General features: G+C 65.2%; 14 protein-coding genes. 10 read left to right on the top strand and 4 right to left on the bottom strand.

From position 1 onward, the window contains the following. Window positions 1-57 precede the first annotated feature (57 nt). From LPJ38_RS30405 to LPJ38_RS30380, 6 genes are all read left to right on the top strand, one after another. Window positions 58-756 (top strand): TetR/AcrR family transcriptional regulator, encoded by a 699-nt coding sequence (locus LPJ38_RS30405; RefSeq protein ID WP_145628422.1) that lies wholly within the window; start codon window positions 58-60, stop codon window positions 754-756. Next, window positions 753-1,541 carry an HlyD family secretion protein gene (locus LPJ38_RS30400; protein WP_145628419.1) on the top strand — a complete coding sequence of 263 codons (789 nt, stop codon included), beginning with the start codon at window positions 753-755 and terminating at the stop codon, window positions 1,539-1,541. Before LPJ38_RS30405 ends, LPJ38_RS30400 begins: the two co-directional genes overlap by 4 nt. Next, window positions 1,538-2,470 (top strand): ABC transporter ATP-binding protein, encoded by a 933-nt coding sequence (locus LPJ38_RS30395; RefSeq protein WP_145628417.1) that lies wholly within the window; start codon window positions 1,538-1,540, stop codon window positions 2,468-2,470. Before LPJ38_RS30400 ends, LPJ38_RS30395 begins: the two co-directional genes overlap by 4 nt. Then, a complete protein-coding gene (locus LPJ38_RS30390; protein WP_145628415.1) occupies window positions 2,467-3,630 on the top strand; it encodes an ABC transporter permease in 1,164 nt (387 codons plus the stop codon). The genes LPJ38_RS30395 and LPJ38_RS30390 overlap by 4 nt, the downstream gene beginning before the upstream one ends. Window positions 3,631-3,739: 109 nt before the next feature. Then, window positions 3,740-5,047 carry an adenylate/guanylate cyclase domain-containing protein gene (locus tag LPJ38_RS30385; protein WP_145628413.1) on the top strand — a complete coding sequence of 436 codons (1,308 nt, stop codon included), beginning with the start codon at window positions 3,740-3,742 and terminating at the stop codon, window positions 5,045-5,047. A gap of 154 nt (window positions 5,048-5,201) precedes the next feature. Further along, window positions 5,202-6,116, top strand: coding sequence for a PhzF family phenazine biosynthesis protein (locus LPJ38_RS30380; RefSeq protein ID WP_145628411.1), 915 nt, complete (start codon window positions 5,202-5,204; stop codon window positions 6,114-6,116). Window positions 6,117-6,213: 97 nt separating this feature from the next. On the opposite strand, the gene LPJ38_RS30375 is transcribed toward LPJ38_RS30380, so the two are convergent. Then, window positions 6,214-6,675 carry a DUF488 domain-containing protein gene (locus tag LPJ38_RS30375; RefSeq protein ID WP_145628409.1) on the bottom strand — a complete coding sequence of 154 codons (462 nt, stop codon included), beginning with the start codon at window positions 6,673-6,675 and terminating at the stop codon, window positions 6,214-6,216. A gap of 9 nt (window positions 6,676-6,684) precedes the next feature. Continuing rightward, window positions 6,685-7,521, bottom strand: a complete 837-nt coding sequence (locus LPJ38_RS30370; protein ID WP_145628407.1) for a DUF72 domain-containing protein — start codon at window positions 7,519-7,521, stop codon at window positions 6,685-6,687. Window positions 7,522-7,621: 100 nt separating this feature from the next. Between LPJ38_RS30370 and LPJ38_RS30365 the strand changes: the two genes are divergently transcribed. From LPJ38_RS30365 to LPJ38_RS30350, 4 genes are all read left to right on the top strand, one after another. Continuing rightward, the gene (locus tag LPJ38_RS30365; protein ID WP_145628405.1) at window positions 7,622-8,002 is read left to right on the top strand and encodes a hypothetical protein; all 381 of its coding nucleotides are present in this window, start codon (window positions 7,622-7,624) and stop codon (window positions 8,000-8,002) included. Between the two features lie 140 nt (window positions 8,003-8,142). Next, window positions 8,143-8,346, top strand: a complete 204-nt coding sequence (locus tag LPJ38_RS30360; protein ID WP_145628403.1) for a hypothetical protein — start codon at window positions 8,143-8,145, stop codon at window positions 8,344-8,346. A gap of 242 nt (window positions 8,347-8,588) precedes the next feature. Next, a complete protein-coding gene (locus tag LPJ38_RS30355) occupies window positions 8,589-9,734 on the top strand; it encodes a glycosyltransferase family 2 protein (protein WP_145628401.1) in 1,146 nt (381 codons plus the stop codon). Between the two features lie 6 nt (window positions 9,735-9,740). Beyond that, window positions 9,741-11,243, top strand: a complete 1,503-nt coding sequence (locus tag LPJ38_RS30350; RefSeq protein ID WP_145628400.1) for a glycosyltransferase family 39 protein — start codon at window positions 9,741-9,743, stop codon at window positions 11,241-11,243. 4 nt (window positions 11,244-11,247) lie between these two features. Here LPJ38_RS30350 and LPJ38_RS30345 read toward each other — a convergent pair whose 3' ends face one another. Both LPJ38_RS30345 and LPJ38_RS30340 read right to left on the bottom strand, forming a co-directional pair. Next, a complete protein-coding gene (locus tag LPJ38_RS30345; RefSeq protein WP_145628398.1) occupies window positions 11,248-13,137 on the bottom strand; it encodes a CHASE2 domain-containing protein in 1,890 nt (629 codons plus the stop codon). A gap of 91 nt (window positions 13,138-13,228) precedes the next feature. Then, a complete protein-coding gene (locus tag LPJ38_RS30340) occupies window positions 13,229-13,753 on the bottom strand; it encodes a FecR domain-containing protein (RefSeq protein ID WP_167520223.1) in 525 nt (174 codons plus the stop codon). Window positions 13,754-13,769: the final 16 nt, after the last annotated feature.

The raw sequence follows: 13,769 nt of genomic DNA, 5'->3' as shown, positions 1-13,769 counted from the left end.
CCTCTAGCCGCCGTCTGCAAGGTTGACATTGACTGACTAGTCAGTCATAAATTGATCATGACAAAGAAGCCGACCAAAGCCGCCAGTTCGTCCGCAGATCGCGCCAAGGGGAGGGCCGACGCGACTCAGGGCATCGACGACGCGGCGCCTGCCTCGAACCGCGCCCTGCGTGCCCAGGAGCGGCGTGCAGCGATCGTTGAGGCGGCGATGGAGGAGTTCATCGCGCGCGGCTTCGCCGCGACGCGGCTCGACGACATCGCCAAGCGGGCGGGCGTCGCCAAGGGCACGATCTACCTGCATTTCAAGGACAAGGAATCGATGTTCGAGGAGCTGGTGCGCATCGTCATCGTGCCGGTCGTGGCACGGCTGAATGCGCTACCGCCGCCGACCGGAACGGTGCGCGAGCTCGTCGAGGCCTTTGCCGGCAACTTCCTGAAAGAGGTCATCGGCACGAGGCGCGGCGATCTGGTGCGCCTGATCGTGGCGGAGGGACCGCGCTTTCCCTCCGTCGCCGATTTCTACTATCGCGAGGTCGTTTCGCGCGGGATCGCGGGCATGCGCGCGCTGATCGAACTCGGCATCGCCCGCGGCGAGATTCGTGAGAAGGACCTCGCGCGTTTTCCCCAGATCCTGGTCGCGCCGGCGATGATTGCGGTGATCTGGCAGAGCCTGTTTGCACGGCACGCGCCGCTCGACGCGCAGGAGATGCTGCGCGTCCATCTCGATTTGATCTTTGGCGAACGGAGGACGACATGACGTCGTCACAGGCATTTTTCAGTCTTGCATTGAGCATCGTGCTTGCGACTGGGCTGGCCGGCTGCAAGGAAAAGCGTGATCCCGGCTTCCAGGGCTGGGTCGAGGCCGACATGATCTTCGTCAGCCCGGACGAAGCGGGCCGGGTGACCAAGCTCAATGTCCGCGAGGGCGACGAGGTCAAGGTCGGCGATCACCTCTACTCCGTCGATGACGATCTCCAGCTGGCCGATCTCAACCAGAACAAGGCGACGCTGGCGAATGCGCAGCAGACCTACGATCGCGCGGCATCGCTGAGCAAGACCGGCTCGGGCACCCAAGCCAATCTCGATTCCGCCGTGTCCGGCTTGCGCGTCGCCGAAGCGCGGGTTGCGACGTCGGAGACGCGGATGGCGCGCCGCCGGGGCTTTGCGCCGGTCGCCGGCACCATCCAGCAGATCTATTTCCGCGAGGGCGAGATGGTCGCGGCGCAGCGGCCGGTGCTCTCGATCATGCCGCCCGGCAACATGAAGCTGCGCTTCTTCGTGCGGGAAACCGAACTTCCCAAGCTTGCGATCGGCGACACGGTGCGCGTGTCCTGCGACAATTGCGCGGCGGATCTCACTGCCAAGGTCTATTTCATGGCGACGTCGGCCGAGTACACCCCGCCGGTGATCTATAGTCTCGACGAGCGCAACAAGCTCGTCTATCTGATCCAGGCGCGGCCGTCGCGCCCCGACGCCTTGCGGGTCGGGCAGCCGATCGACATCCATCTCAATCCGAAGACACCGGTGGCGGACAAGCGATGAGTGGCGGCAACGGCATCGCGATCGACGTCAAGGGCCTGACCAAGTCGTTCGGAGGCCGCGAGGTCGTGCATGATCTGTCGATGCAGGTGAAGCGCGGCTCGATCTACGGTTTTCTCGGCCCTAACGGTTCGGGCAAGACGACGACCATTCGTATCCTCTGCGGCCTGCTCACGCCCGACAGCGGCGAAGGCACGTGCCTCGGCTACGACATCCGCCGGGATGCCGAGAAGATCAAGCGTCAGGTCGGCTACATGACCCAGCGCTTCAGCCTGTATCAGGATCTCTCGGTGCGCGAGAACCTCGAATTCGTCGCGCGGCTCTATGGCCTCGCTGACGCGCGCGGGGCGGCGCGCGACATGATCAAGCGGCTCGGGCTCTCCGGCCGCGAGGAGCAGCTCGCCGGCGAGCTCTCTGGCGGATGGAAGCAGCGCCTGGCGTTGGGTGCCTGCACGCTGCCGAGTCCGCAGCTCCTGCTGCTGGACGAGCCGACGGCCGGCGTCGATCCCAAGGCGCGGCGCGACTTCTGGAACGAGATCCATGCGCTCGCTGCCGAAGGCCTCACCGTGCTGGTCTCGACCCACTACATGGACGAGGCCGAGCGCTGTCACGAGATCGCCTACATCGCCTATGGCCATCTCCTGACGAACGGCACGGTGGAGCAGGTGATCGCGAATTCTGCGCTCACGACCTACACCGTCACAGGCGAGACCCTGAATGAGCTCGCCGCCGCACTCACGGGCAAGCCCGGCATCGACATGGTGGCGCCGTTCGGCACCTCGCTGCACGTGTCGGGGCGCGACGTCGAAGCGCTCGAAGCCGGCATCGGGCCATGGCGCGAGAAAAGCGGTCTGCACTGGCAGAAGTCGTCGCCGTCGCTCGAAGACGTGTTCATCGAGCTGATGAGCCGCTCCAAGGACAATTTCCAATGAGCGCCGTAGACCATCCCGCGCCACGACGCGAAGTCCGGGAACGTTTCGGCTTCCTGCGGCGCTGCTATGCGATGCTGGTCAAGGAGTTCATCCAGCTGAAGCGCGATCGCGTCTCGTTTGCGATGATCGTGATGTTGCCGGTGATGCAGCTCATGCTGTTCGGCTATGCCATCAACACCACGCCGCGCCATCTGCCGAGCGCGGTGCTGCTTCAGGAGGACTCCGATCTCGCCCGCTCGATCCTGAAGGCGCTGGAGAACACCGCCTATTTCCGCTTCCTCTATGAAGTGCACGACGTCGACGATTTCGATAATCTCCTGAAATCCGGCAAGGTGCTGTTCGGCGTCGAGATCCCGCGCGGCTTCGAGCGCGCGGTGCGGCGCGGTGACAAGCCGGCGCTGCTGGTCGCCGCCGATGCCACCGATCCGGTTGCGGCGAGCTCGGCGATCGGTTCGCTCGGCATGGTGGTGCAGACCGCGCTCAAGCATGATCTCTACATCGGTGATCCCCCGGAGATGCCGTTCGAGATCCGCGCCCATGCCCGCTACAACCCGGCCGCGGACTCCAGCCTCAACATCGTGCCGGGCCTCGTCGGCACCATCCTCACCATGACCATGCTGATCTTCACGGCGCTGTCCGTGACGCGCGAGGTCGAGCGCGGCACCATGGAGAGCCTGCTTTCGATGCCGATCAAGCCGATCGAGGTGATGTTCGGCAAGATCGTGCCCTACGTCCTGGTCGGCTTCCTCCAGGCTTTCCTCATCATCGGCATCGGTGTCGGCCTGTTCGGTGTGCCCCTGCTCGGCAACCTGTTTCTGCTGGCCCTGCTTTCGACGCTGTTCATCACCACCAATCTGTCGATCGGCTACACCATCTCGACCCTGGTACAGAACCAGCTCCAGGCGATGCAGATGTCCATGATGTTCTTCCTGCCGAGCATCCTGCTCTCCGGCTTCATGTTTCCGTTCGCGGGCATGCCGGCCTGGGCGCAATATCTCGGCGAAGCCCTGCCGCTGACCCATTATCTGCGCATCGTCCGCGCCATCATGCTGAAGGGCGCGACCATGGAGAACCTGCGCTTCGACACGCTGGCGCTGGCGGCCCTGATGCTGCTCGCCATGACCATCGCCGTGACGCGCTTCCGCCGCACGCTGGATTGAGGCAAACTGGTCTCGGTGTCATTCCGGGGCGATGCGTTAGCATCGAGCCCGGAATCTCGAGATTCCGGGTTCGCGACTATGTCGCGCCCCGGAATGACAAGGGGGCGGAATGGTCAGGTTTGCCAGCAGGAAGACGCGGCAGCATGCCGCGCTGTCGGACGATTTCGAGCGCGAGCTGACGCGGGAGGTGCTGCGCACCGAGCTGTTGCGTGTGCGCGCGCTGATCATGACGGGCTGCGTCATGATGTTGTTCCTCACGGCCATCTACCTGATCGATCCCGCCGTGGTGAACCGGGTCTGGCGCGGAACGGAAGGGATCATCGCGGTCTACGGCCTTCTGGCCGGCTTCATCCTGTTCGAGGTCTGGGTCCATTCCCAGATCAGGAAAAACCTCCGTCTCGATCGCGACCTGCCGGTGATCAGGCGCTATATCGGTACGCTGATCGAGACGTCGCTGCCGACGGTGATTCTCCTTCTGCAAATCCGGACCATGGGCGCGCCCCAGGCGCTCGGCTTCGCCGTACCGCTGATGTACTTCATCTTCGTCATCCTCTCGACCCTGCGGCTAGACTTCTGGCTCTCTGCCTTCACCGGTTTCGTCGCCGCAGCCGGGCTCCTGACCGTCGCCCTGTATTACAATTCGGCAGACGAGGCCGACGAACCGTTGGTCTATTTCCACGCCGTGCGCAGTATCGTCATCCTGATCTGCGGCGTGCTGGCGGGTGCCGTCGGGGCGCAACTGCGGCGGCAGTTTGCCGCCAGCATTGCGGCGGCCACCGCGCGCGACCGGGTGACCAATCTGTTCGGTCAGCACGTTTCGCCGCAAGTGGTGGAGCGGCTGATGGCGGAGGGATCCAGCACCGGGGGCGACGTCCGCCGCGTCGCCGTGATGTTCGTTGATTTCCGCGGATTCACCGCCGGTGCACAATCGCGTACGCCGCAAGAGGTGGTCGATCGGCTCGACGGCGCTTTCGCGGTGCTGGTCGACATTCTCGACCGCCACGGCGGCATCGTGAACAAGTTTCTCGGGGACGGCTTCCTCGCGTTGTTCGGCGCGCCGCTGGAAGCTGCCGACGCCGCGCACCGCGCGGTCGCCGCCGGCCGCGAGATGCTGTCCGCGATGGATCGCATCAACGCGCAGACCAGCTGGCCGCTGCGCATCGGCATCGGCATCCATTTCGGCGAGGTCGTCGCAGGCAATATCGGCTCGCCCCGGCGCAAGGAATACACGGTCATCGGCGACACCGTGAACTTCGCCTCGCGGCTGGAGGCGCTGAACAAGGAGTTCGGCTCGCAGCTCCTGATCTCCGCAACCGTGCGCGAAGTGCTGGGCGACGACGGCAGCGACGCCATCGCGCTCGGCGAAGTCGCGGTACGCGGCTATGAGCGGCCGGTCGCGGTGTTTCAGTTGGGCTAGCGCGTCACGCATATCACGCTGACGTCTGCTCTCCACTTCTCAAATCGATTGCTCCGATTGCTCCGAATTTTGGGGCATGACGAGCGATGTTGCCGGCTTGTAGAGTGCGGGCGATGCGGCCGGTCGCGGTCGCGACTTGCATGAGGAAGAGACGATGCAGCGCCGCTACGTCACCGTCGACGTGTTCACCGACCGCGCTTTCGGCGGCAACCCGCTCGCCGTGGTGCTCGATGCCGGCGGGCTCACGACCGCGCAAATGCAGTCGATCGCGACCGAGTTCAACTATTCCGAGACCACCTTCGTGCTGCCGCCGCGCAATCCCGGTGACGACGCAGAGGTCCGCATCTTCACACCCGTGAGGGAGCTTCCCTTTGCCGGCCATCCCAATGTCGGCACGGCCTTCGTGCTGGCCCGGCGCGGCAATGAGCCCTGGCCGCGATTGTTGTTCGAGGAGAAAGCGGGTGTCGTGCCGGTCGAGATATGGCGCGAGCAGGGCAAGGTCGTTGGGGCTGAGTTGACGGCACCACAGCCATTGGCGCGTCTTGCAAAGCTGTCCGCCGCCGAGCTCGCCGCATGCCTGTCGTTGACCGCGGACGATGTCAGGACGGATCGCCATGCGCCGCAGGTCGTCGGCGTCGGAACGCCGTTTGTGGTTGCGGAATTGCATTCGCGCGATGGCCTGCGGCGGGCGAAGCCCGATGCTGCCGCGTTCGGACGGATTCTGCCACGCGACGGCGCGTTCTCGGTCTATTTCTACACACGTGACATTCCGGCGGCGGAAGCGGGCTGCGATCTCATGGCGCGGATGTTCATGCGCGGCACCGGCGGGTTCACTGAGGATCCCGCCACCGGCAGCGCAACGGTCGCTGCGGCCGCACTGCTCGCCGATCTCGATCCGCTTCGCGACGGCGAGCTGAAGCTCACCGTCGGCCAGGGCTTTGACATGGGCCGGCCGAGCATCCTGCAGACGACCGTGGAGAAGGAGGGCGGTGCACTGCTGGACGCCTATGTCGGCGGAAATTGCGTGCAGATGATGGAGGGGACGTTTGAGCTAGCGGGAGAGGGGTAGGGGATCTGTCGTCATGCCCGGGCTTGTCCCGGGCATCCACGTTTTGGCCGCGGGCGAAGAAGTTCGTGAACGGCCGGGACAAGCCCGGCCATGACGGCTACACCTGCCGCCCCGCCAGATTCTTCACCGCAACGCCGTCGCGCTCCTCGATGATCTCCGCGATCATCTGGCGGTGGCAGTGGGTGTGGTCGCGCTCGTAGCAGAGCAGGCACACCGGCCCGGCCTTCTTCACCAGCGCCGAGAGCTCGTCCATCGCTTCCCGCGCCTCGGGCGTCTTCAGATGCTTGGAGAAAATCTTCTCCAGCGCATCAAATTGGCCGCTGCGTGCCGCGAGCCGGCCTTCCTTGGGCGTGCCGAGCGCGGAGAGATGGACATAGGCGATGCCGCGCTCATCGAGGCCTGCCGACAGCTGCTTCTTGGAAAAGCCGGGCCGACGCGAGGACGTCACCGCGCGCACGTCGACCACGAGCTTGACGCCGGCCTGTTCGAGCTCGTCCAGCACCGCCTTGGGCGGTGTCTGCTCATAACCGATGGTGAAGAGTTTCTTCGCCTTCGCCATGGACCACCCTCAGCTCACCCGCGCGATCAGCTCCATCGCGCCGTGCGGTGCGCGCACCTTGCCCTCATGGATGACATAAGCGAACACGTCGCGCGGCTCCTTCCTCGGCTTGGTCTTGTCAACCTTCGGTAGGTCGTCGGGCTCGCTGCCGGTAGCCCAGGCCTGAAAGCGCTCGGCCCAGGCGTCCAGCTGCTTCGGCGGGTAGCAGGTCTTGATCTCGTCATTGCCCTTCTGGAGTCTTGCATAGACGAAGTCGCCGGCGACGTCGGCGATCGCCGGGTATTTGCCGTGCTCGGCGAACACGACCGGCGTCTCGAATTCGCGGATCAGGGCCACGAAATCGGGCGTGCAGAAACTGTCATGCCGCACCTCCACGACATGGCGCAGCGCGCGCCCATCGAGCTTGCGCGGCAACAGCTCCAGAAACTTGCCGAAATCGGCACCATCGAACTTCTTCGTCGGCGCGAACTGCCAGAGCACGGGCCCGAGATGGTCACCGAGCTCCAGTACGCCGGAATCGTAGAACCGCTTGATGGAATCGCCGGCCTCGGCGAGCACGCGGCGGTTGGTGGCAAAGCGGGGGCCCTTCACCGAGAACACGAAACCCTCGGGTACTTCGCTCGCCCATTTGCGGAAGCTCTCCGGCTTCTGCGAGCCGTAATAGGTGCCGTTGATCTCGATCGACGTCAGCTTCGAGGCGGCGTAGGACAGCTCCTTCGCCTGCGTCAGCTTCTCCGGATAGAACACGCCACGCCAAGGCTCGAAGGTCCAGCCGCCGATACCGATGAAGATGTTGCCGGATTTTTTGGACGCGGTTTTTGTTTTGGGCACGGAAGGATCTCGCATCGACGGGGAGGGACCTCATCCTAATCAAACCAGTTGTGATTGGCCAGTTGGCCGGTCCCGTCTAAGCTCGCCCCCAGGACCCGCGACAAAGGAGAACAAGATGCGGATGCTGTTGGTGGGAGCGGCGCTCGTGGTGATGACATCTGCTGCCATGATGGCTTCCGCTTTGGCGGATGACGACGACACGAAGAGCGCGCAGAAGCTCGCCCAGCAAGGCCGCGACGATTACTGGCATTGCCTGGCGCGGGAATATTCGCGGGACTCCAACAAGGGCCTGTCGGAACAGGATTTCGGTCGCTCGGTTGCGGGGGCATGTCCGTCGGAGCGGCAATACTACCGGGTGGCGCTGCTTGATTATCTCACCACGCAATATCCAAGCATCGATTCCGGCGCCCATCTCGCCACTGCGAACAGGGCGGTTGAGGCGGCGCAGAAGGACATCGTGACCGCCTACGTCAAGCATCGGACGCCGGCGAAATAGGGAATGGGGAAGCGAGTAGCGAATAGAGCCAGAAAATCTGCCTTCTATTCGCTACTCACCATTCGTCATTCGCCCCCGGCCCTTCCGGCTGCGCGCTCATCCATGGTATCACTGGGCGCATCTGGAACAGGGATGGGTCGATGTCGTCTGAGTCGGTGGGGGGCATTCTGGGCGCGATCGCCGCGGCGATCGTGTTGGCGGTCGCCGTCGTGTTCGGTCCGATCGGACAGTACGGAAAGCCGCCCAAGCCGGCGAAGGTCGAGCCAGCCCCTGCGGCGGCGCCCGCCGCACCGGTCGCGCCAGCGCCGCGAGGGCCGGTGATCCGGGAAGTCCCCAACCAATAAGGCTGGAAAAATCGGGTTCTGGGTCCCCTTGCGGAGCGGATTCGTCGTTCCTATCTAGGTTCTAACGGCGACGTTGAGCGAAAACTCCGGCGCTGGGACGACCTTGGAATAGCTTGGGCTTGTGCCGGATGTACGCGCGGCCCGCCGTTCCGGGGTCGTTGGCATTTTGGGGCCTGCTTTGGCCATTCCCCACAGAAACCCCGGCTTGGCAGCGCAGGACGCGGCGGATATACGCTGCCGTCATGAATGAAGCGATCAGACCGGGCGCCGACAACCCGCAGCAGGCCCAAAATCAGGCTCAAGAGGGGCCGGAACTGTCGGTCATCGTCCCGACTTTCAACGAGCGCGACAACGTCATGGTGTTGTACCGGCGGCTGGAGGCGACGCTCGCCAACATCGCCTGGGAAGTCGTATTCGTCGACGACAATTCGCCCGACGGCACCTGGGACGTCGTGCGCACGCTGTCGCAGCGCGACAGCCGCGTGCGCTGCGTCCGCCGCATCGGCCGCCGCGGCCTTTCGGGGGCCTGCATCGAGGGCATCCTCGCCTCGAGCGCGCCCTATGTCGCCGTGATCGACGCCGACCTCCAGCACGACGAGACGCAACTGCCGAAGATGCTGTTGCTGCTCGCGAGCGACCAGGCTGACCTCGTGGTCGGCAGCCGCTATATCGAGGGCTACAAGAGCGAAGGCTTCAACAAGCAGCGCGCCGGCGCCAGCGCGCTCGCAACCGAGTTCGCAAGGAAGATGCTGCGGGTCGAGATCGCCGATCCCATGAGCGGCTTCTTCATGATCCGCCGCGATCGTTTCGAAGAGCTCGCGCCGAAGCTGTCCGTGCACGGCTTCAAGATCCTGCTCGACGTCGTCGCCTCCGCGCACGGCAGCTTGCGGGCGGTCGAGATACCCTACACGTTCGGCGCCCGCCAGCATGGCGAGAGCAAGCTCGACTCCATGGTCGCGCTCGATTTCCTCGGCCTCGTGCTGGCCAAGCTCTCCAACGACGTTGTCTCCCTGCGATTCATCCTGTTCGCGATGGTCGGCGGCATCGGCCTCGTGGTGCATCTGGCCACGCTGTTCATCGCCCTTCAGCTGTTCAAGGCGCCGTTCGCGGAAGCGCAGGCCGCCGGCGCCATCGTGGCCATGACCAGCAATTTCATCCTCAACAACTTCCTGACCTATCGCGACCAGCGGCTGAAGGGCTTCGCGCTGCTGCGTGGCCTGATCGCCTTCTACATCGTGTGCAGCGTCGGCCTGCTCGCCAATGTCGGCGTCGCCTTCTCGGTCTACGACCAGGAGCCGATCTGGTGGCTGGCCGGCATGGCCGGCGCGCTGATGGGCGTGGTTTGGAACTACGCGATGTCCGGACTGTTCGTCTGGCGCAAGAAATAGCGCGATATGGGCGGAGCTGACGCGCGGATCGTCCGCAACACCGTGCTGGTGATCCTCGCGCTGGTGCTGCTGCGGCTGGTCGCGGCCGCGTTCACGCCGATCACCTTCGACGAAGCCTATTACTGGATGTGGTCGAAGAACCTGGCGGGCGGTTACTACGATCACCCGCCGATGGTGGCTTATGTGATCCGCGCCGGCACCATGATTGCCGGCGACACAGAGCTCGGCGTTCGCCTCGTCTCGATCCTGCTGGCGCTGCCGATGACCTATGCGGTCTATCGCTCCGCCGCGATCCTGTTCGGCGGGGTGCGGATCGCTGCCACCAGCGCCATTTTGCTCAACGTGACCATGATGGCGTCGGTCGGCACGCTGATCGTGACGCCCGATGCGCCGCTGCTGGTTGCCTCCAGCTTCGTGCTGTTCTTCCTTGCGAAGGTGCTGGAGACCGGACGCGGGCTCTGGTGGCTTGCAGTCGGCGCAGCCGTCGGTGCGGCGCTGCTGTCGAAATACACTGCGATGTTCTTCGGGCTGGCGATCCTGATCTGGCTCGCGGTCGTGCCGAAGGTACGGCGCTGGTTCCTCTCGCCCTGGCCTTATCTCGGCGGTCTCGTTGCGTTGGCGCTGTTCTCGCCGGTGATCCTCTGGAATGCAGATCATCAATGGGTCTCGTTCGCAAAACAGCTCGGCCGCGCCAAGATCGAGGACTTCCGCCCCGTCTTCATCGCCGAGCTGGTTCCGACCCAAATCGCGTTTGCGACCCCGCTCGTCTTCGTCTTGGGCGCGATGGGGCTGCATGCGCTGACGTGGCACCGGGCCGGCGCGCTAGCCTCGCGCGTGCTGATCGAGACGATGTTCTGGACCATCGTCGCCTATTTCGTCTGGCATTCGCTGCATGCGCGCGTCGAGGCCAACTGGTTTGCGCCGGTCTATCCGCCTTTCGTGGTTGCCGCAGCGGCCGCCGCGAACCTCGTGCAGTGGCGGCCACGCCAGCGGCGCCTGGCCGATTTCTGCCTGCGCTGGGCAGCGCCGGTGGGCATCGTGTTGTTTGCCGCGCTGATCGTGCAGGCCAATACCGGCTGGCTGTCCGGCTATCGCCGCGATGCCACCGTGCGCAGCGTCGGCGTCGGCTGGCGCGAGCTTGCGGCTGAGATCGAAGCGGTCCGCGCGCGCAGTGGCGCGACCTGTGTGCTCGCACAGGATTACGGCACCACGGGTTGGCTCGCCTTCTATCTGCCGCGCGCCACCTGCGTCGTGCAGCAGACCCAGCGCATCCGCTGGGTCAACATGCCCGAGCCCGATCCCAAGCTGCTCGCCGGCAAGCTGCTCTATGTCGACGAGCTGCGCGCAGAGGGGCATCCCGCTCTCACCGGTCTCTTCGCGCAGGTGACGCAGGTCGCGCAATTGCAGCGCAAGCGCGGCCCGCTCGTGGTCGAGACCTACGGCATCGATCTGCTCGAAGGCGCCAAGGGCGACGTGCTCGACCGCTCGCCGCCGCCGGAGGCGAGGTAAGGCCTCAGTCGACCGCTTCTGCCTTGGTGTGATCTTGCACTGGCCCATCCCGGTCCCGCCAGAACCAGACGGTCACGACGCCGGAGCGGCCGCGGACCTGGGTGAGGAGGGGCCCCGTCAGGACGCCGTCGGGCGCGCCGTGGAAATCGGCGGCATCCAGCAGCGTATTGCTCAGTGCGAGCCGCGCGTCGTTCCGCGCGGCGACCTCCATCAGCCGGCTGGCGACATTGACGGTATCGCCCGTCGCCGTGATGTGCTGGTGGCTCTCGCCGAGGCGGGAGGCGACGATCTCGCCGCAATGTGCGCCGATCTTGAATCCGAGCTGATCGCCGATGGCCGGCGGCAGCGAGGCGATCCAGCGCTCGACGCCGCGATGCAGCTCGATCGCACATGTCAGCGCGCGCGCCGCGTCGTCGGGCATGGTGCGAGGCAGGCCGAACAGGATCATGGCGCCGTCGCCGAGGAAGCCGGTGATCATGCCGCCGCAATCGACTGCGGTCTTGTCGATCTGCGCGTGAAACGCCTTCAGGATCTCCTGGAGCGCATCCGGATCGATCCGTTCGCTCAGCGCCGTGAAGCCGGAGAGATCGATGAAGACGACGGCGGCGTTTTGGCGAACGGGCTTGGACAGAAAATGAGGATCCCGCGCCAGCCATTCCTGCACCGCCGGTGCCTGCAAGCGCGCCAGCGACCTGCTCTTCGCGGCGAGATATTGCGCGCGGCGGCCTCCCGCCCACAACTGCGCGCTGGCGAAGATCGCGACCGGCGGCACCGTCGCTGCAAGCGTCGTCGCAGCGTTCAGCCAGACGCCATGCGTGAATGCGAATCCGTTGAGCCCGGCCCAGGCGATCATCACCGCAGCCGCCGCCATTATGCCGAGCGCGCTGCGCCGCCAGGCGAGCAGGCCGACCAGCAGCATCGGCAACAGGATCGCGGCAAATGCGTCGGCGATACGGACCCTGCGATCGCGCAGGATGCCGTCGCCGGCGACGAGATGGGTGATCGCGGTCGAGATCACCTCGACGCCGGGCATCAGGGAATCGAACGGCGTCGGGTAGAAGTCGCCGCCACCGGCGACCGCGGCGCCGATCACGACAATCCGGTCCTCGATCGCGGCGCGGCTGAGCGTGCCGTCGAAGATGCTCTGCGCGCTGACGGTGCGGATGGTGCGGCGCGGGCCGTAATAGGTGATCGGCAGCGCGAAGTCGCGGTCGGTCGGCACGGTGCGGTCGCCGAGCATGAGATGATCGGGGGCCACCGTCAGCGGTTGGTCGAGCGCGCGCGCTGCGACGCGCAACGGGAATGACAGCTCGACCTTGTCACGGGTGCGGAACAGCATCGGCACCGCGAGCGGCGAGCCCGACTGTCCCGTCGCGACGTTGACGACGCCGACCTCGGCATGGTCGGCGAATGACGGCAGCGGCAGCAGGAAGCGCTCGGCCTGGGGCAGCGCGGCAAGGGGCCCGTCGCTGCTCGGCTCCACGGTCTCGCTGGCAGACGGGAAGATCGCCGCGGCGGCGAGCACCATGGGCCCGGTGGCGAGCGTGTTGGCCAGCGTCGCATCTCCGATCGCTGCGCTGCGGTCGACCAGCAGCAGATCGATCGCGACGACCTTCGGCTTGAATTGCACGATGGTGTCGACCACGCGCGCAAGATCGGCGCGCGGCAGCGGATAGCTGCCGCCGCGCTTCACCACGGTGTCGTCGATCGCGACGATGGTGACGAGATCGGGCGGATGCTGCACGCCCCGGATCTGGGTCCGCCAATCCGTCAGCGTCGCTTCGAGACGGTCGAGAAAGCGCAGATGACCGTTGGCATGCGCAGCATAGATGCCCGCGGCCCACAGCGCGGTGAGAAGGAGTGCCACCAGGAGCTGAACGCGTCGGCTACGCATATGGTCGTGTTGCAATCCTCTGTCGTCCAAATCTCGTTAGACCGGGCCTTGTTGGACACGGCCCAATTGTCCAAGCCTTATTATCCAAGCCTTATTGTCCGAGCCTCGCCATGAGCGCGTCGACGCGCGGCTGGCCCCATGTCTTGACGGTCAACGGGCCGGTTGCCTCCACGTCGACGCCTTCGCCCGGTCCGAGCACGACACCGCGTCCACGGGACCTGCGGGTCACGCCGACACGGCCGTCGGCGACGAACACGGAGGTCTTGACGTCAGCGACGTCGACCGCCCATTTCGTGCCGCGCACGGCGGCGATCGCCCGCGGGGTCAGCACCTTGAAGGGATTGCCGCCGGGCTTCTTGGGCACCTCGATGAGCAGAGCTTTGCTGCTCAACTCCACGGAGTCTATATGTCCGTCGCGGTTGGCGTCTTTAAGTTCAAACCTGGCGCCGTTTTCCGTAACAATCGTAATGCCATTGTTGCAGCGCCAGACTTGCGTGCCTGCGGCTGACGGCGAGGCGGTGCAGCCCGCATTGGCAGCGGGCTGTGCACACGCTAGTCCGATCAACAACAATGACCACGCTGCGGTCAAAAGCCCGGTGCGCGAAAAGCCTCTCATGCCAGCCTCCGTTTGC

Source organism: Bradyrhizobium daqingense (assembly GCF_021044685.1).
Classification (GTDB): Bacteria; Pseudomonadota; Alphaproteobacteria; order Rhizobiales; family Xanthobacteraceae; genus Bradyrhizobium; species Bradyrhizobium daqingense.
The sequence above is the reverse complement of the archived record's forward strand: the minus strand, read 5'-3'. Positions and strand labels throughout refer to the sequence as shown.

Coding starts and splice junctions, on each gene's coding strand:
- LPJ38_RS30360 (WP_145628403.1), top strand. CDS start 8,143: ATGTCGTCTGAGTCGGTGGGGGGCATTCTGGGCGCGATCGCCGCGGCG.
- LPJ38_RS30350 (WP_145628400.1), top strand. CDS start 9,741: ATGGGCGGAGCTGACGCGCGGATCGTCCGCAACACCGTGCTGGTGATC.
- LPJ38_RS30400 (WP_145628419.1), top strand. CDS start 753: ATGACGTCGTCACAGGCATTTTTCAGTCTTGCATTGAGCATCGTGCTT.
- LPJ38_RS30340 (WP_167520223.1), bottom strand. CDS start 13,753: ATGAGAGGCTTTTCGCGCACCGGGCTTTTGACCGCAGCGTGGTCATTG.
- LPJ38_RS30395 (WP_145628417.1), top strand. CDS start 1,538: ATGAGTGGCGGCAACGGCATCGCGATCGACGTCAAGGGCCTGACCAAG.
- LPJ38_RS30390 (WP_145628415.1), top strand. CDS start 2,467: ATGAGCGCCGTAGACCATCCCGCGCCACGACGCGAAGTCCGGGAACGT.
- LPJ38_RS30355 (WP_145628401.1), top strand. CDS start 8,589: ATGAATGAAGCGATCAGACCGGGCGCCGACAACCCGCAGCAGGCCCAA.
- LPJ38_RS30380 (WP_145628411.1), top strand. CDS start 5,202: ATGCAGCGCCGCTACGTCACCGTCGACGTGTTCACCGACCGCGCTTTC.
- LPJ38_RS30345 (WP_145628398.1), bottom strand. CDS start 13,137: ATGCGTAGCCGACGCGTTCAGCTCCTGGTGGCACTCCTTCTCACCGCG.
- LPJ38_RS30370 (WP_145628407.1), bottom strand. CDS start 7,521: ATGCGAGATCCTTCCGTGCCCAAAACAAAAACCGCGTCCAAAAAATCC.
- LPJ38_RS30365 (WP_145628405.1), top strand. CDS start 7,622: ATGCGGATGCTGTTGGTGGGAGCGGCGCTCGTGGTGATGACATCTGCT.
- LPJ38_RS30375 (WP_145628409.1), bottom strand. CDS start 6,675: ATGGCGAAGGCGAAGAAACTCTTCACCATCGGTTATGAGCAGACACCG.
- LPJ38_RS30385 (WP_145628413.1), top strand. CDS start 3,740: ATGGTCAGGTTTGCCAGCAGGAAGACGCGGCAGCATGCCGCGCTGTCG.
- LPJ38_RS30405 (WP_145628422.1), top strand. CDS start 58: ATGACAAAGAAGCCGACCAAAGCCGCCAGTTCGTCCGCAGATCGCGCC.